The sequence below is a fragment of the Oceanispirochaeta sp. M1 genome, from assembly GCF_003346715.1.
Lineage (GTDB): Bacteria > Spirochaetota > Spirochaetia > DSM-2461 > DSM-2461 > Oceanispirochaeta.
Window position 1 is genome coordinate 1 of the sequence record NZ_QQPQ01000045.1, and the last position, 18,682, is coordinate 18,682.

An 18,682-nucleotide genomic window follows, 5' to 3' on the forward strand; every position below is an offset into this window, starting at 1 on the left:
AGAAGTAATTCTTTAGTTCACTACATTTTCCGCTGGTGACGGCGGGATATTTTTTGGTTAAAAGATATCTGAACAAGTATCTAACTCAGTGCGATTTGATTGGTTTAAAATAATTTGCGAGATTACAGTGGACACTATCTTAAGGTTGAAATAACTGTTACTGCTTCAACAGGAATTACAACAGAATCAGTAATAATGAGTAGCGCGACCATTAGGATACAAGGTCCTTCATAATAGGGATAAGCCTAAAAATAAGCCGGTTAGTGTGACGCTTTCCGGCCTATTTAAGAACTAGCTTTCTACCTTTTAAGACTAGCGAATTCTGATGACGTCATGTAACAGAAAGAACTGTTAGCTCTTATGATTTTTGAGTCTTCCTCAAGATCCTCCCCCTTCCTTTTTGACATCAATATATTCAAAACAGAGATGGGGCATACCACATTTTAAAAAAACATTTATTTTATTTGGACCAGCACCCTGTTTCTGTAAAATTTTAAGCCATCTTAACGGCAGCACTTTAACCATTAATATTATGGCAGACTCTCACAATATTCAGCAGAATTTCAGTTCCCAAAAAGTTATTACTCTCTTGCGGTTCATCTACAATGGTTGTAAATATTCGGGATCTCCTTCTGTCAAATGGAGTAGAATTTGACAAGAGAATAAGCAGATTTATTTCTAAGGAATCAAATGGAAACATTATTTGGAAAAACTCTTACTCAGTTAAAAGAAGTGGTCAGCACACTGGGGTTGAAACCTTTTGTAGATAAACAGATTGCCAGTTGGCTTTATCAGAAGGGTATAACATCCATCGATGAGATGACTAATCTTACTCTTGAATCAAGGCAGAAACTACAGGAATATTATTGGCAATGCTGTTTTTAGGTTTTGGAGCTGTTCTCGAAAATGAAAAGGCTCCATTATTGAATGATCAAAAAGACTTGAAATCTCTAGCTCCATGGAGATGTAACCCTGAGGATATTAACAGGATTATGCTACCCGCCTAAAGAAAAGACGGTTACAAAATTTTCAGAAATTAAAACTTTAAACATCCAACGAATCGGTAATTATATTACAATCCACCTATTGATGAATATGGAAAATTTACCATATTACGGCTGATTGGAGTGTTCCTTCCAATACCTAAACCTGCTAAAAACACTCTCATTGACCATTACCGAAGGGCTTCTGTCACTATTACACTCATACCGCCTCACATTCATATCAAAGGAACGGTCATCACAATAATGATAGAACTCTCTCATCAGGTAGCCCTCCTGATATTTCAGGTAAAATAAAGAAAAAGCCCATCCTCTTCGGACTCCATAACCACTATTACAGAGTCAGCTGAAATAGTGAATAATTCTCTTTTGCCTTCACCAGGACAAGTGTTTCCAGATATTAACGAAAACCATTAAATCTCAGGTTCTCGTCAATATAAATGTATAAAAATTTCATATCTATATTTCACAAAAAGCTTAAAATATCATGAAGATTTAATATTTCAAAACAGATTTTCTTTTCACATAATAATTTGTCAGTACGGGAGTAGAAAAACCAACAAGAATCTCTATATTGTCTCCAACGGGTATCACGAAGGATATCGATACTACTCGATTCTGTTAAAGAGTCTTCTCTAAAATTGGGGAAATATTTAAGGATCTCTTTTCGATAATGCTTCATGAATAGTTCGCTATAATATTTTGTTTCACTCGTATTAAATATAAAATCGAACTATTCTTTATTAGAAATCAGGGCGATGTAGTAATAAATATCAATCACTACAATAAAAGCATTTACGACTAAAACAGGTATTGCACCGATAATATAACCATAAATAGAAAAAAGAACTGCACCAAAACAATTCACCAATCTAAGTAATTTTATATTTTTCATAGTCAAAGATATTGCAATAAGAATTGATGCAAAAGTTCCAAAAATTGTTATATTATCCATACTTTCCCCCCTATATTTTAATTCATAAAAAAACAAATTTATAATACAATGGAAATAAAATCCCAAGTACAAAGTTAGAAAAAATAGCCAGATGCTCGGTAAAATCTTTATTTTTATCAACTGAACTCAAAGCTATTATATATCAAGTCTCATTTCTCCGGTAAAGGCAGAGAATTTCTCAGGTTTTATCAATTCGATTAGTTCTCTGCCATTTCCAGAGCAATTTTAATCATGCTGGTAAATGCCATCTGCCTGTCGGCACTGGATATTCCCACTTCTTCAATCAGAGAATCGGATACAGAGAGCAAACAGGCCGCTTTTTTACCTAATTCCTGTGCGTTTGAAAATAGTGCGAAAGATTCCATCTCCACTGCAGAACAATTGTATTTGTCTCTAATTGCTTTATATTCATCAAGATTATTTCTGTAAAAAACATCAGATGAATGGATTCTTATCCTTATGAGAGGGATCTCGAGCTCCACCGATATTTTCTCCAGTTTACTGTTCAGTTCAACTGAAGCTCTTAATATATCAACAGTATTTCCCGATTGAACTTTAGCATAGGTTGATTCTGACCAGGCATCTTCGACTAAGACCACATCAAATAATTTGAGATCTTTTGTGTAGGTTCCACAGGAACCAATTCTGATAATATTTTCAACATCATAAAACTTGTACAGTTCATAGGAGTAAATCCCAATGCTCGGCATTCCCATGCCCGAAGCCATAACAGAGATTTTTCTTCCCTTATATTCCCCCGTATAACCATTAATCCCCCTAACAGCGTTAAACTGAACAATATTTTCAAGAAATGTCTCGGCGATATATTTAGCCCGGAGAGGATCTCCCGGCATCAAAATAGTTTTTGCTATCAGTTTTTTGTCTACAGCTTCAATATGTGGTGTTGGTATGAACATTCTTCCTCCTGAATTCTCATGTTTTTTGAACAGACTTTCCTTAGAATTTATTATTATATTACCAGATCTACAACCCAATTAATGAATCACATAAAATCCGCATCATAATCGATTATGATTTTTTCTGCTTATTCTCAAATTTCTCCATTCTATAAATTTGTTTATATCAAGCTCAAATATTTCACTACTTCTCTGATAATGCTTTCAGACCACATCAAGGAATAAACTCCATTCCTGAAGGAAGACCTCCAGATGTTACAGGAAAAATAAAGAAAAAGTCTTCACTCTACGGATTGGACAATCACTTTTACAGAGCCAGCCGAGTTAATATAGAAATCTTTCATCATTAACTTCAGGATAGGTTTTCCCATATATTGGATAAAATTAGCATTTTCCTGGTTTTTATCAATAAATATGCAGATATATTGATGATTTAATTTTTCTTAAATCCTGAAACACCATCAAGATTCACCATTTCAGACTCGATTTACCTTTCGCATAATAAATTATTATTTCTGAAGCCTCTAAATACTTCCTTGAATCTTTTTATCGGCTCGGCTGTTCTGGCGTGCAACGCCGATCAATATAAGAACAGTCAAAACTATAAAAACAATACATATGGGCCTGTTCAGAAAAATGGAAAGACTGCCGTTAGACATAACCAGCGTTCTTCGGAAATTATCTTCGGCCAGCGATCCTAGAATAAAACCCAGAACCACAGGGATAAGAGGATAATTAAATCTGTGGAACACAAAAAAGACAATGCCGGAACCCATTAGTATAAAGACATCGAAGATATTCCGACCGGCCGAATATGTACCGGCAGCGCAAAGGAAAACCAGAGATGCGAGAATAAAAGAATCGGGAACTTTAGTCACTTTGACGAAGAATCGCATCAAGCCTATCCCCTGAAAGTACATAAAGATATTAATCAGAATCAGACCTATCATAATGGCGTACATTTCAAAACCAAAGTCCTTAAACAGCATAGGACCTGGAGCCAAGCCCTGAATAGTTAAAGCTCCCATCAGGGCGGCAGCACCTCCACTTCCCGGAATTCCCACAGTCAGCATAGGGATCAATGAGGATCCGGTTATGGCGTTATTGGCAGATTCTGCTGCAGCTACACCTTCAATTTCCCCCTGTCCGAAGGTCTCAGGATGTTTGGATGAACGCTTAGCTTCATTATAGCTCATAAAAGCGGCTATTCCTCCGCCTGCTGCAGGAATGGCCCCGATGACAACACCTATGGCTGAGGACTTGAAAATCGTTCTTATAGAATTTTTCATATCAGATAAAGTTAGTTTATCATGGGTATCAAGAGAGATTTCCTCATCACTCGGGATCTGAACAACGCTTTTTTTATGATAAAAATGATCACTCATATCGATCATGACCTTACTGATAGCAAAGACTCCCATCAATATGCCAATAAAAGATAATCCACCATAGAGATACATGGAATCAAAAGTAAATCGGAATACACCCGATATATTATCCAGCCCGATCATGGCCAGAAAGAAACCGACACATCCCATTAAAATTCCTTTAACTATATCCTTACCGCTAATAGCTCCGACTATGGAAAGACCAAAAATAGCTAATACAAAATATTCTGGAGGACCGAATTTCATAGCAAATCGGGCGATTATCGGAGCAAAGGCGATTAGGCTAAGCGCACTGATAAATCCACCGATGCAGGAAGCCACTAAAGCCATCATAAGCGCTTTATAGGCATATCCTTTTTTTGCTAATGGATAACCATCCAGCAAAGTCGCTGCGGCTTGTCCTGTACCGGGCGTCCCGATCAGAATGGCCGTGATAGACCCTCCAAAAGCTCCTCCGCAATATATACCCAATAGAAATACAATAGCTGTCACGGGTTCCATGGAAAATGTCAGAGGTAGACATAGAGTCATTCCCAGAACACCGGTAAGGCCTGGTATCGCTCCGAAAATCATCCCCAGAAGGATACCGAAATTGATTAGCAGAAGATTCTGCATTGATAGTACTTCCAGCAAACCGGGAACCAAGTATTCCATAATGTCTCCTTATAAATCAGTCCTCTTAAGGAAGAATAATCCCGAGCACCAAAGTGAACAGGAAATATACAGCTAATACAAAAAGCACCATAAACAAATAAACCATTCTACGAGATTTAAAAATCCATAATGTTATCATGCTGAAAAGAAGCGTCGATATAATGAATCCTGTAAGATCCAGCATAATAACATAAAGTATGATGCCGAGTGCATATAAAGCAATTTCCCATTCAACCTTAAGATCGAATTCTATTGTTTTGTCTTTTTTACCTATCAAAGATCTTAGAAATATGATGACCGAAAGGCAGAACATGGCAGCAATTATTATCTTAGGGAACAACTGAGCACCAGCAGCCGAGTCATTGGATACGGAAATCTGAATCGGTATAATAAACCAGATAACAACAGTTAGAAACATTAAAAACAAACCGCTGGTTAAGTCCCTTTTTACACGAATTTTCACAAAGCGCTCCCTATAATTCTTATTTGTTTCCCTCAACAAGAACTTTGTTGATCTTGTCCATTTCGTCGAGAAAAATACTAATTTCCCGGCCGTTCATATTTCTATATTCGGCACTCTGAGCCTTAGCCATTTCCGCCTTAAAGGTTTCATTGTTCATGACTCTATCAAAAGCTCCATATAGGAGATTGATAATTTCAGGATCGGTTCCTTTCCGGATAGCATACATAGTCAGCATATCATTATACAGTTCATATCCGTAATTCTTGATACTAGTGATTTTACCGTAAATACCATCATAATCGTTAGCAGAGAGAATGGCCAATGGAACAATACTTCCCTCTTGAACAAATTGATCGGCAAGAGAAATAGCGGTGGACATTACGGTAGTATCTCCGCTGATCAGATTCACGATTCCCTGGTTTCCGTTGTCATAGGTAACCGTATCGTTATCAGCGCCCATTTGTGTATAGATATTGCTCTGAATACTGTGGAGAGGTGTTCCGTGACCGGGACCTCCAAATACAATTCTGTTTTCACCGGCGTATTTCTTGAGGCTTTCCATAGAATCGATGCCACTGCTAGAAGGGGCCGCGTATAGTGCAAACTGTATAACCTGAAGACTGAAGAAAGGCTCGTAGTCATCGCGAGTAAACTTAGTCTTCTGGGATAAAGGAATGTAAGAAAGAAGACTACTGTTGGTAAAGAGAACTCTGTTAGTATTGGGTTTCTCTGTCAGGTATTGAGTGGCAGCTACGATACCACCGGCTCCCAGAACATTTTCAACAACAACTTCTGTACCCAGTTCGTCGGCCAGATATCCGGCAATGACTCTGTTAGCTATATCGGCTCCTCCGCCTGCTGCGTAGGGAACAATTATATAAAGCGGTTCTTTTAGGAAATTCTCAACAACCTTCGATGATCCTTCCGATTTCTCTCCACTTTCGGAGGTATTCCCGGCATTATTACGTCCGGAACAACTCCATGTAAAAATCATAATTATTCCCAGAATTACTATAAAGCTTTTCTGTTTCATCTTTTTCTCCGTCCTTTTCATTTTCGTTTGTTAATTGATTATATTTCAGGATATTGAATCAAACCATGACATATGGCATGGTTTGATGATTTATTATTTTTTACTTAACATGCCACATGTCATTGTCTATCAACTGGTAGGAGATATACTAATTATGTACATATCAGATATCAGGAGACGATAATGAGTAATCAGCCAAATATTATATTATTTTTAACCGATGATCATGCCCGATGGGCTTTAGGTGCCTATGACGATCCCTATGTCTTAACACCTAATTTGGATTATATGGCTCGAAACGGCGTTCTGATGAAAGAGGCCTCTACACCGAACCCTGTATGTTCTCCCGCACGCGCTTGTCTTTTTACAGGTCGTATACCTTCTCAGCACGGTATACACGACTATTTGGGGAACACTCCCAACAGAGATGAAAATAAACATTGGCTAAAGGAAGAAGTACCCATTCAGGCACTTTTTAAAAAGGGAGGTTATGAGACGGCCTTAATCGGTAAATGGCATCTTGGCCAGGAGCATACTGATAAAGAACATTTTGACTATTCCTTTACAATCGGCACAGAATATCCCATTCTCCACGGAGAAAACAGAACTTTTTATAAAGGCAGTGAAAAGGTCGAATGCGAAGGTTCTCTGACCAGAACAATAACCAATGAGGCTCTGAGATATCTCAAAGAGAGAGATCGTTCCAAACCTCTGTTTCTTGTCATAGGTCACTATGCGACGCACAGTCAGTGGCAGGGACACAGAGAGAGACTGGTCGATTATTACCGGCAGAAAAACATAGTGACACGTGATCAGACACAGAACTACTCTTTCGGTTCCCAGCGTAACGAATCACTCGATGCCACCAGAAATAATCCTATAGAGGCTCTGAGCCAGTATTACGCCGCCGTATCCCAGATAGACGAATCGGTGGGTTCCGTGCTCGATGAAATTGAAGGTCAGAAACTGATGGATCAAACACTTTTTGTTTACACATCGGATCACGGTTTGAATTGCGGTGATCACGGATTGTGGGGCAAAGGGAATGCGACATATCCTTTGAATCTCCTCGATCGATCAATCCAGGTACCACTTGTATTTTATGGACCTGAAATCCTGTTCAATAGACAAAAAAGGTCGGAAATGGTTAATCATACGGATCTGTTTCAGACTCTGCTAGATATCGGGGAGATTAAAGAGAGCGAAGAGGAAAAACAGAAAAGGAATTCTCCTGGAATCAGTTTCGCTCCTGCACTGACAAATGGCAGCAGCCTGACTAATTGGAAAACTGAACAGTTTTATGAGTACGGTCCCGTACGCATGATACGTACGAAAAAATACAAATTAATTCTATATCCTGATTCTGCCAACAACCTGCTGATCGATCTTGTCAACGATCCCGATGAGATCGAAAATCTTTACAGAGAAGAATCATATGGAAAAATCATTGAAGTGTTAAAGACTAAAATTAACATTTTTTTTGATCAATTCACATCCGATCATTTCGATGGAGTAAAATGTCTGGACACACTTCCCCAATATAACAGTCTTCAGGCCTGGGAGCCTGAAAAAGAGAGAAAATAATGAAAAAGAAAACTAATATCCTGATGTTGGTGAGTGATCATCAACTGCATTACAGACACGGGTGGGATGGAGGCGAAGGTCCTAAAAGACCGGAATTTGACAAATTTGCCTCCCAGGGGACGAATTTTGACAGGGCTTATTCTGTTACTCCTCTTTGCGGTCCTGCCAGAAGATCTCTTTTAACCGGCCTCTACCCCCACAATCACGGAAATGTACACAATCAGACAGAATCACCTTACGATCACGATATCTATTTCAATAAACTGGCTGATGAGGGATATAGGAATTATTACTACGGGAAATGGCATGCCGGCCCGGGAACAGCCCTGGACTTTGGCTGTGAAGGATTCTGCCCCTCCTTTTACGGTAATCCCTATATCACAAAGGAATACAAAGATTATCTTCAGAAGGAAAACATTCCCAAAGCGTCTCACCGCATAGATAACTATTTCTGGAATAACAGCTCTAAAGAAAAATTCAAAACCCTCCATGAAGGGAAAACTGACTATTTCTGTGAATACGACTGGTGCGGTGAGCCCTGTGTCGGTGTGACCAACAGCCCAAAAGAATCACATGAAAGTTTTTTCCTCAGTTACCTGGCTTGTCAAAAACTGGAAGAGATCGCTGTAAACGGTAATAATGAACCTTTTCATTTAAGAGTCGATATGTGGGGACCTCATCAACCCTATTTCCCGACCCAGGAATACTTAGATATGTATGACCCAGGGGCTATCAAGGAATATGGCAGTTTCCGTGATAACCTGGAGAATAAGCCGACCTGCTACCAAAAAATGAATCGTCCCATAGCCGATGAAAATGGCAACATGATCATACCGAGCGTATTTGAATGGGAAAAATGGCAGCAAATCCTGGCAAAAGCTTATGCCCAAACGACGATGACCGATGAGGCGATGGGCCGTATCGTAAAAAAACTTGATGACCTGGGCCTCGGGGAGGATACAGTAGTCATCTGGACAAGCGATCACGGCGATGCCCTAGCAAGCCACGGAGGAATGTTCGACAAAGGAAGCTTCATGACAGAGGAAATTGTCAGAATTCCTCTAGCTGTCCGCTTCCCAGAAAAAAATAAATATGTAAGTGATACTGAAGCCCTTGTTAATACAACGGATATCGCTCCTACCATATTGGATCTGGCCGGTACCTCTTTCAGCAGCGAAATCGATGGAGAGAGCCTCATCCCCCTATGTTCCGGAGAAAAAAAAGGGCGTCAATCCATGATGATAGAGAATTACGGTCAGGGTTACAGAGACACACAGCGATCGCGGACCATTGTAACGAATCAGTTTAAATACACGATCTATGAAGATGATATCAGTGAATTATACAACTTGAAAAACGACCCTTATGAGTTGAATAATTTAAGAAATGATAAAGAAATCGTTCGCCCGCTGGACAAAAGACTGAAAGATTTGATTCTCGAGAAAGGAGATGAAGACGGAATGACAATCTATAAGAGAAAACTATGATTGATAAAAACAGGACTATTCAGCTACTGATTGATAATAGTCTCGATTTGAAATCTCTATTTAAAAATATTCCGGGTCACATAATACGGCACTTTGAGATAGTTCAGTACAAGAAAGGCCATAAAGTTATAGAAAAAGGTACGATAAATTCTTACATTTATATCCTCTACGAAGGGGAAAACCGGATAATAAATGAATTCAGTAATGGCAGAGTGTTTGAATTCTCCTCTACAATCCGAAAAAAACCTCATATAGCCTTCAGCGGTCTTCTTGAATTTTTTTCAGACAATCCGGAAGCGACATCGACAGTCATCACAAGCGCCGAATCGACCTATTTGCGGATAAGCAAGAAAAAATTCGGACAATGGCTGAACGAAGATTTCGAAGCCTATAAAAAGGTCGTACAGATCTTTGCCAAACAGCTATATCCCTCGCTTGATAGAATGGGAACTATGAAGGTCCATTCCGGAGTATATTTACTTGCCAATTATCTTGTCATCAACTACAAAGAAAAAATGCCAGAAGAATCAGAAATAATCATCGGAGAAACAAGGGAAAGACTCTCTCAGGATCTAGGCATCAGCCTGAGAACGGTATACCGGCTCTGTAAAGAGCTGAAAGATATGGAGCTGATCGATATCGAAAAGAAAAAGATCAGAATTACATCGGAAGGGATGGATGGGCTGAATGAGCTCGTTGAAGAAATCTATTAACAGGAGAAAATATGAATAAAGAAAAAGACTATTATGAAAAGCTGAGCGAATCGGCGGAATACATTAAGGGATTCCTGTCCGGAACCCCGGATCTGGCTATAATTCTGGGATCTGGACTGGGTTCTCTAGTCGAAAACCTGGAAAAAAAAGTCATTGTTGAGTATTCTGGTATCCCCCATTTTCCCGAAGTGACCGTCAAAGGACATGAAGGGAGAATTGTCTATGGTGAAATGAAGGGAAAAAAAGTTCTCATGTTTCAGGGTCGATTCCACTATTACGAAGGATATTCTATGAAAGAGGTGACCTATCCCGTATATCTTTTGAAACTGCTTTCGATACCCCGACTCATTGTCACGAATTCCTGTGGAGGAATTAATAAGGATTTTGAGCCGGGAGATCTTATGATCATTAGAGATTACATCAACCTCATGCCTTCCAATCCTCTTATCGGAAGTAATGACGAACGGCTTGGAACGAGGTTTCCCGATATGTCAGAGCCCTTTAATAAAGAATTTGTCGAAGTTGCCACAAAAGCGGCAGAAACACTCAATCTACCCTATAAAGAAGGCGTCTATGCCAGTTTTATGGGTCCCTGTTATGAAACGGCAGCAGAAATCAGATCTATGGCCGATATGGGCGCCGATACTGTGGGCATGTCGACAGTTCCAGAAACCATGGTTGCCAATTACCTGGGATTGAAAGTTCTCGGAATTTCCTGCATTACTAATATGGCTACGGGAATACAGAAAGTGAAACATTCCCATGAGAGGGTTGTGGAAATTGCTCAGAAATCTTCAGTAGTTTTTTGCAAATGGGTAGAAAAAATAATTGAAGAAATCGAATGAATTTAATTTGATATCTGGTGATAAATAAAGTCTCAAATACTTCCCTTACTGAATGCACTAGACAAATTAGATAATAATCAACTGTGATCGGTTTATTTCATCATTATTACCTGAGTTCTGCCTGATTCATCATCTTGAATGTAAAAAAATACACCACTGGATGAATTATCATTTAAAGGGAATAGAAGATTATGGAAATTCTTTACCTTATGGTTGCACTCATCTCTACTACTATCGGAGCCATATCTGGCCTTGGTGGTGGAGTTATCATCAAACCTGTTCTCGACACACTGGGGCAGTATGATATTTTAACAATAAGTCTTTTGTCTTCTTTTACCGTTTTTTCCATGGCTGTTGTTTCAACAATTAAACAATATGCTGCAGGAGTGCGTTTTGAGGGAAAAAGAACCATATGGCTTTCGGGGGGATCAATTCTCGGTGGGATTGCAGGAAAATCTCTCTTTTCACTGATCTATCAGCTGGTCGAGAATAAAGAGTTGATAACCGCTTCCCAATCGATGATTCTAGGAGTTCTCCTTATTATCGTTTTGCTCTATCTTTTAAAAAAGAACCTGCAAAGCTTCCATATTCATAATCTTTTTAATATTTTTCTGGTAGGTTTATTCCTTGGAATGATTGCATCTTTTCTGGGTGTTGGCGGTGGTCCTTTTAATGTGGTTCTACTCGCTTTGTTGTTTTCTATGGATACAAAAACCGCAGCAATGCATTCCGTTCTTATTATCCTGTTCAGTCAGTTTGCCAAGCTGCTTTCTGTTTATGTTGATACAGGATTTGCACCATATAACTTATCGATGCTTTTATTTATGATGCCCGGCGGCATATTAGGAGGATTGATAGGATCCTCTTTAAACCGGAAATTTAACAGAAAATTTATTGAGATCTTATTCATGATCACAATAATTTTAATAATCGGCCTGAATTTTTATATATTTTTAAAATCAATGTTATAGGATTGTGATAATGACTAATTTCCATTTAATGGCAAAACCTGCCGGCCCCTCGTGCAACCTTAACTGTACCTATTGTTTTTATCTGGAAAAGGAATCTTTGTTTCATGAGAAAAAAACAATGATGCCCGATGAAGTTCTTGAGGCTTATACAGAAAAATATATCAGGTCTCAATCATTTAAAGAAATAAACTTTGCCTGGCAGGGCGGTGAACCGACAATGGCAGGTCTGGATTTTTTCAGGAAAGCTCTTAAACTCCAGAAAAGATTTAATTCCGGGAAGAAAATATCTAATGCCATACAGACAAATGGAACACTTCTGACTGAAGAATGGTGCAGATTCCTGGCAAAAAATAAATTTCTCGTGGGATTAAGCCTCGATGGACCGGAGCTGCTGCACGACGCCTACAGAAAAAGCAAAACAGGTGGACCGACATTTAAAAAACTGCAAAGGTCTTTGAAATTACTGAAAGAAAACAACGTTGAATACAATGTTTTAACAACTGTGAATGGCAAGAACAGCAAAGAACCGCTGGAGGTTTACAATTTCTTAATGGAATCCGGTGTGGAATACATTCAATTTATTCCCATTGTTGAAAGAGCAGCCGACGCAAAATCTATTGAACTGGGTTTTACCCTTTCAACTCCCCCTTCTAAAGATCAGCAAAACATCAATCTCACAGACTGGTCTGTAGAATCATCTGCCTATGGGGATTTTCTTATTGCCATATTCAACCAGTGGGTGAAAAACGATGTCGGTTCTGTTTTTGTCATGAATTTCGAATGGGCTTTCAGTTCAGCAATAAAAGGTGTTTCCGGTATCTGTCAATTTGCACAGAAATGCGGCAATGCGGGAATCGTTGAGCACAATGGGGATATTTATTCGTGCGATCACTATGTATATCCTGAATATAAACTGGGCAATATTATATCAGATGATCCGAAAGTTCTATTCCAATCGGATCAACAGACAAAATTCGGTAACAACAAATATGATGGTCTGAGCAAAGAGTGCCGGGACTGTCCAGTTCTAACTCTCTGTTATGGGGGATGTCCAAAACACCGTTTTATTTTTAATAGAGAGGAGATCCATCCACAGAACTATCTCTGCAGGGGATATAAAAGATTCTTCACTCACATCCTTCCTTATGCAGAGATGATAAAAACTCTGATCGATGAAAGAAAACCCGTTACTGATCTGATGAAAATGACTCATCCGGTGGTGTAGATTTTTTTCTCTCCTATAAAAAAAGGGGTGTAATAACCCCCTATAATTATCATCATATTTATCATAAGGAATGTCTCCACTCTCCTTAATCAAAATAGATTTAATATTATCTATAATCTCAATAATCTTTGTGTTAATAGCTTTTACGACCTCTGATAGTTGCATCCCCTGAGCGATAACACTTCCATTATCATCCTCAAATTTAAGAATAACATCATGATTCAATTGCACAGTCTCCTACTAAACTATATTCATTTGTATAGAATCGTAACATTAGCTATTTAAACTTTGAATCCCTATTTTTGTTGTAGCTGCTTTTTTATTCGTCGAGACATTTTTTGAGCTTTATCCTTGTCATTCTCAACCCAGAATACGAGAGGGCGCTTCCCCTCAGCCAGGTTCCTGGAAAACTCATTTAGATTTATCCCTGGTATAGATTTACCGGACACAAGAAGTGACGCACCTCTGGTATAAAAATCAAAGATCTCAGGGATAGTATTATCGTCACCGATAACACCCATGATCCTGGCAGACTGGTCTTTCACATATCTCTGAAAGCTCTTATCTGTAAGATCAGCAAGGCGGCTCCAGAGTAAAGGATCATTTACTGCAACAATGTCATTGACATAGCGCATCTTCTGAAGCACTTTCGTCAATCTAATATTGTTAATCTCAAGAGCCTCTCGATACCTATGCATATTCTCCCCTGCTTTGGCCAAACCATAGGCTGTAGACTGCTTTATATTGATCCTTTGAAGCTTTAGGTAATCTTTAAAGCTGGGAGCGATATCAAGTTAAAGACGATCCATCTTAATCCTTCCAAATCCAAGAGCCATAGCAACCATTGATCCTTTAATGCTTTCCAACTCCAGGATTCCAGACTCGATACTCATAAGGGTTTCATCTTTTAAATCAAATACATAAGAGGACATTAGAAACCTCCTGAGACATTCTTCTGATACTGATAGAAGTCTCTAATCTGGTTGATGGATTCCTCATCATTAAAGACAGTGTAGCCATCAGTCATGATAGGTGTTGTATGCCGTGCCAGGGACCTGACAGCAATATCACTTATACCTTGTTGCCTTAATCGTGTTATGGCCAGGCTTCGGAAACTATATTGAGTAATATTACGTTCCTTTCTCTGTTCTTCAGAAATCCCAATTGTTCTCAACGCTTTATATAATCTTCTCTTCAGATAGTTTTCTGAAACATGCATTTTCCCATCCTTGGAAAAGACAAGACATTCTGATTCATTGTATGTCTGACAGATATGTCTTAAGATACCCGCCGTATCAGCTCGTACAGGGACTCCTTCTAGTACAGCACCCGTTTTAGTCTCTTTGATCCTATGTGATGCGTGATCGACAGCCTGCCTGATATCAACAGTACAATTGCCATCAGGATGGAAGTGAATGTGCTTTCTTTGTATTGCTCTGATTTCACCAGGTCTCATTGCTGTATCCCATGCTAGAAGGAAAGCTCCCATCGCCTGAATATCACCATTCCAGACTTCATCGATAGTATTCAAATCAAATAAAGTATCGGTCTCTTCAGTTCTGAGGATTCCTCTTTTTCTTGGTCTATTCTTTCGAGGCGGTATCACATCTTTGACTGGATTGTACTCAAGATAACCCAACCTTTTGGCGTCCTTTAACATAACCCGCAAAATACTGAGAATATCAATTTGAGTGGAACCACATAGCCCTCGTTTTGCCAATTCATCCAACCAGTCTTCTATATGCTTTACTTTAATGTTTGAGATAATCATTTCACCGAAGTAAGGTAGAATATGTTTTCTGAAATTGTTTCTGTTGTTTATTGAATTTGCATAGCTGGGTTTGTTGTTTCGAAGGTATCGTCTGGTAAGGTATGGACAGATAGAAGGAATATCAGGATCTGGTCCCCACTCCCACCAGTCTTTAAAATATTCATGTAACAGGAACTTCTGAACAGGATCTTCTGGAATTAGCTTTTTTTTCTTCTCCAGCTCTCTGCAGTAATACTTTGCAGCTGCCTTCGTAGACTGACCAATACTTTTTGCAGTACTCCTGGTGCCGTCAGGTAGATTTACCTGGTAATAAAAGATAGTTATCCCAGACTTCATCTTACGGGGATATACAGTGAAGGGTTCTTTCTTTGTATGAAGACATAACTACATCCTTTTCAGGTCTGTTGCTGTCAAATTTGCTGATACAGCCTGTTTGAATGAGATACAAAGAGGGGTTATAAAAAAATAAAAGCCTACCTCATAACAAGTTAAAAACTTATTGCAAGATAGGCTTGAAGTAGTGGCGAAGGGACTTGAACCCCTGACAGACCGGATATGAGCCGGTTACTCTACCAACTGAGTTACGCCACCGTAACGCTTGCGTAATATACCCTGAACTCGGAAAAAGTGTCAACACGAATTTATCAAAAATTTATCGGATTTAAATGAGATTCATATCCTGCGCTTTCTTGATGATTTCATTGTTCCAGTAGTTCTTTTTAAAGAAGTTATGTTTCATCTGCTGACTGTCAAAACGCCCCGCCCTTGTCTGCAATAATTTAAAGGCATGAGAGACCATTGCCTCATGGGTTTCATCCAGTACTATACCTGTCTTATCTATCAGTTCAGCAGCATAAAGGAAATAATAATAACCGAAGGGCTGCTGGTTGTAAGCCTTATCCATGCGACACAGGGGCTTAAGGCCCTCCCAGGCCTTCTCAGGGTTCCCATTGAGACCTATTAGCAGATAATAGAAACCTTTGGCCTGATCAAGCAGTACGTCCTCGTAGAAGTCTCTGTCCGAGAGGCGTCCCTCTATAAGGCGATAACCGTCCAGCCAGCTGTCCATCTCATGAATAAACTGGGGATTCTGGTCATACTGATTAAAAGCCTCTTCCAGAAGGGCGATTCCACTCACTTTATCACCCGATAGATAGGCTGCTTCTGCTCTGAAATAAGCAGTTTCCAGAGTCAGAGGCTGACGCCTGAAAAGCTCCTGGGCCACCTTCTCGCTGTGGCCGAAACACAGTGATCTGGCCATCCAGCTTGTGATGACTCTGGCTTCTCTGGTCAAATTGTATCGTTTAGTAAGACGTCTACCCTGTTTGAGCTCCTTAAAGGCCTCCGAATAGCGTCCCAGTTCAAAAAGAATACGTCCCTTTAAGAAGAGCTGGAAGATCTGAGTTTCCCTGTTACGCTCTTTTTTTGCCAGGGGGATTTGATTTTCCAGTGCCCGCAGGGCAGAGGAGAGGTTACCGAAGAGATAGGAGGATAGAACCATCAGTTTACCGCTGATGAGGGAGGCTTCCTTGTCTCCCAGCTGTTCACTGATCCTCAGGGCTATTTCAAAATAATCCACAGCGGCGGAAAGTTTTCTCTGACTTAAGAGGGTAAGGGCCAGGGCACTGTTGGCTCTGATCTCACCATAATGGTCACTATTTTTCTGAAAGGCGAAGAGACTGGCCTTAACCATGTTCTGAGCATTTTCAGATTCTCCGTTCAGTGCATGGTAGTGGGCCTGCTGCAGAAGGAATTCTTCACTGCCTGCACCCTGGGCTTCCATAAGGGAGAGATAACCCGTGTCCATCTTCTCAGAGACTTCCCGCCTTGAATTGCGAAGCAAAGCTGAGCGCAGACGCCCTGCATACTGAATATTATGGAATCCTTCCTGCTGGGCATGGGTGAGAGAACGTCCTTCAAAAAGGTTTGCATTCAGCAGTTTTTCGGCAAGATCGTTTTCCCTTATCTTCAGCAGGTGGTGAATTATTTTATTCAGGATATCAAGACCGAAATCGATACTGCCTCTACGATTCAGGAAGTAGAGCATTCCGCTCAGAGAGTTGATGCTCCCCCCCTCCATCTCACGGCTCAGAAAGCGTGTAAAATCGGCTTCAAGTTCCTTACTGTTGAATCCGGGAGATTCCAGCAGGGCCTCAAGATTTATATTGCGATTCCAGATACCTCCGGTTTTCCCTGTGAAACGGAGATAACCAAGGTTTTCAAGACGTTTGATTCTCTCTTCAACCTCAGGCATGGAAATACCGCGGAACTGAAAGAATCTTGTGATCTGATTTCTTGTGAAGCAGAAACGACCCGGCATACATAGGGCAAGTATTTCAAGACTGCTTTTATCCCGGCCGTACAGATAGGCTGCAGGGGGATCAAGATCATTTCGGGCATGCTGAATGCCTTCCAGACGGTTCTGCATAAAAAAGAAAAGACGGACCAGGTTATAGTCTTCTTTCTTATAGACATCGAGAAGTTCATCGGGTCTGGGTTTCAGCTCGGGAAAAACATCTGCTGCTTTAAGCCTGGCATCCTGATCACTCAAAGGGGTGATACTCAATCGCCGTGGTGTGCCGGGTATTGATGCAAGCTCGGTCTCCGGATCATTTGAGAGGAAAAGATATTTCTGCTTAGGGAAGGCTTTACAAATGACTTCAAGGAAGCGGCTGATCAGACGACCGGAGTCTTCTGTGAAGAGCTCGGGATTCCTGATAATCAGAACAGGGGGTGTGGAATAGGTATCCAGCTTCTTCAGACAACCGGTCCAGTAGAGGATAAATGCTTTGAAAAAGTCAGTCTCTACCTCATCGTAGTAGTGGATATACCAGTCTGCCGAACTGATATTCGTCAGAAAATCCTTATCTTCATTCCATTTTTTCAGGTCATCAACACTGAGGTACTGCTCCACCTGTTCCAGAAATTCAGGATTTAGAAAGCGGCAGAGAGTGTACCAGGGGTCCCAGAGATCCTCTGCAGGCTCAATTAAGAGGAAATTTTCAATAAGATGATTGCTGTCATCCAGTACAGACCTCAGAATACTGAGGCTCTCTTCGGTACTTGGTGAATCTATGATCAGGGAGGATGACTCCTCCTGACGGTAAAGCCACTGGTTCATCTCTTTCTTTAGCTTGGGGATCAGATCTTCCCGTTTAAGGAAACGGTTGTAGCGCTCTTCAATGGAGAGCATCTTGTCCACTTTGACCTGAACCGATGAGAGCTGAGAATACTCTTCCCGTCTGGCTTCTTCCAGATACTCAGAGAATTTATCCCTCACAGAGTCTTCCATCCAGATCCTGTTCTCTTCGGGAGCAGTTAATGACAGATTATGAAAATGCTGAATCAGATCGTCCTGATCGTGCCCTGCAGACAGAATAATTGAGAAACCCGACAGAAACTGACGGAACTCATCAAGGAGACTCTTCAGAGATTCTGCACAGCCGAGAACATTGATGGCTGTCTCTCTGTAGAGTGCTGCGAACTGAAAGATATCGTCCTCTTCCATCAGCCGGGAACCTCCGGCATTGTTCATAAGGGAGGCAGCCCTTTTCTCAAGAGTTTCGATCTTTCGGGGATACAGCTGATTCAGCTGTTTTTTATTTTCCAGTCTGTAGTAAATGTAAAACATTGTTTCCTGTCATGGCGAAGCTGATAATTTATTATATAATAAAG

General features: G+C 40.2%; 16 protein-coding genes and 1 tRNA gene. 7 read left to right on the top strand and 10 right to left on the bottom strand.

All coding sequences use genetic code 11. The features are described 5' to 3' along the window. Positions 1-690 precede the first annotated feature (690 nt). The gene (locus tag DV872_RS21880) at positions 691-885 is read left to right on the top strand and encodes a hypothetical protein (RefSeq protein WP_114632106.1); all 195 of its coding nucleotides are present in this window, start codon (positions 691-693) and stop codon (positions 883-885) included. Positions 886-1,734: 849 nt separating this feature from the next. Here the strand turns inward: DV872_RS21880 and DV872_RS21885 are convergent. From DV872_RS21885 to DV872_RS21905, 5 genes are all read right to left on the bottom strand, one after another. Then, positions 1,735-1,956, bottom strand: coding sequence for a YgjV family protein (locus tag DV872_RS21885; protein WP_114632107.1), 222 nt, complete (start codon positions 1,954-1,956; stop codon positions 1,735-1,737). A 197-nt stretch (positions 1,957-2,153) separates the two neighbouring features. Further along, positions 2,154-2,873 (bottom strand): purine-nucleoside phosphorylase, encoded by a 720-nt coding sequence (deoD, locus tag DV872_RS21890; protein ID WP_114632108.1) that lies wholly within the window; start codon positions 2,871-2,873, stop codon positions 2,154-2,156. A gap of 524 nt (positions 2,874-3,397) precedes the next feature. Further along, complete coding sequence (locus tag DV872_RS21895; RefSeq protein WP_114632109.1) at positions 3,398-4,915, bottom strand: tripartite tricarboxylate transporter permease; 1,518 nt, start codon at positions 4,913-4,915, stop codon at positions 3,398-3,400. A gap of 25 nt (positions 4,916-4,940) precedes the next feature. Continuing rightward, entirely contained in the window at positions 4,941-5,378 is a 438-nt protein-coding gene (locus tag DV872_RS21900) for a tripartite tricarboxylate transporter TctB family protein (RefSeq protein WP_114632110.1), read from the bottom strand. Positions 5,379-5,397: 19 nt separating this feature from the next. Beyond that, positions 5,398-6,411, bottom strand: a complete 1,014-nt coding sequence (locus tag DV872_RS21905) for a tripartite tricarboxylate transporter substrate-binding protein (protein ID WP_158547118.1) — start codon at positions 6,409-6,411, stop codon at positions 5,398-5,400. A gap of 183 nt (positions 6,412-6,594) precedes the next feature. Between DV872_RS21905 and DV872_RS21910 the strand changes: the two genes are divergently transcribed. From DV872_RS21910 to DV872_RS21935, 6 genes are all read left to right on the top strand, one after another. Further along, complete coding sequence (locus DV872_RS21910; protein WP_114632112.1) at positions 6,595-7,995, top strand: sulfatase; 1,401 nt, start codon at positions 6,595-6,597, stop codon at positions 7,993-7,995. Then, positions 7,995-9,482 (top strand): sulfatase-like hydrolase/transferase, encoded by a 1,488-nt coding sequence (locus DV872_RS21915; RefSeq protein ID WP_114632113.1) that lies wholly within the window; start codon positions 7,995-7,997, stop codon positions 9,480-9,482. Before DV872_RS21910 ends, DV872_RS21915 begins: the two co-directional genes overlap by 1 nt. Beyond that, positions 9,479-10,195, top strand: a complete 717-nt coding sequence (locus DV872_RS21920) for a Crp/Fnr family transcriptional regulator (RefSeq protein WP_114632114.1) — start codon at positions 9,479-9,481, stop codon at positions 10,193-10,195. The genes DV872_RS21915 and DV872_RS21920 overlap by 4 nt, the downstream gene beginning before the upstream one ends. Before the next feature lie 11 nt (positions 10,196-10,206). Beyond that, positions 10,207-11,040, top strand: a complete 834-nt coding sequence (locus DV872_RS21925) for a purine-nucleoside phosphorylase (protein WP_114632115.1) — start codon at positions 10,207-10,209, stop codon at positions 11,038-11,040. Positions 11,041-11,231: 191 nt separating this feature from the next. Next, a complete protein-coding gene (locus DV872_RS21930; protein ID WP_114632116.1) occupies positions 11,232-12,011 on the top strand; it encodes a sulfite exporter TauE/SafE family protein in 780 nt (259 codons plus the stop codon). A gap of 10 nt (positions 12,012-12,021) precedes the next feature. Continuing rightward, the gene (locus DV872_RS21935; protein ID WP_171832156.1) at positions 12,022-13,236 is read left to right on the top strand and encodes an anaerobic sulfatase maturase; all 1,215 of its coding nucleotides are present in this window, start codon (positions 12,022-12,024) and stop codon (positions 13,234-13,236) included. A gap of 296 nt (positions 13,237-13,532) precedes the next feature. Here the strand turns inward: DV872_RS21935 and DV872_RS21940 are convergent, their stop codons facing one another. From DV872_RS21940 to DV872_RS21955, 5 genes are all read right to left on the bottom strand, one after another. Continuing rightward, complete coding sequence (locus DV872_RS21940) at positions 13,533-13,934, bottom strand: hypothetical protein (RefSeq protein WP_114632117.1); 402 nt, start codon at positions 13,932-13,934, stop codon at positions 13,533-13,535. Positions 13,935-14,030: 96 nt separating this feature from the next. Next, positions 14,031-14,168, bottom strand: coding sequence for a hypothetical protein (locus tag DV872_RS26675; protein ID WP_158547119.1), 138 nt, complete (start codon positions 14,166-14,168; stop codon positions 14,031-14,033). Next, positions 14,168-15,343: a site-specific integrase gene (locus tag DV872_RS21945; RefSeq protein WP_114632118.1), complete on the bottom strand. Its 1,176-nt coding sequence runs from the start codon at positions 15,341-15,343 to the stop codon at positions 14,168-14,170. Before DV872_RS21945 ends, DV872_RS26675 begins: the two co-directional genes overlap by 1 nt. Positions 15,344-15,525: 182 nt before the next feature. After that, a tRNA-Met gene (locus DV872_RS21950) sits at positions 15,526-15,598 on the bottom strand. A gap of 70 nt (positions 15,599-15,668) precedes the next feature. After that, positions 15,669-18,638 carry a hypothetical protein gene (locus DV872_RS21955; protein ID WP_114632119.1) on the bottom strand — a complete coding sequence of 990 codons (2,970 nt, stop codon included), beginning with the start codon at positions 18,636-18,638 and terminating at the stop codon, positions 15,669-15,671. Positions 18,639-18,682 lie beyond the last annotated feature (44 nt).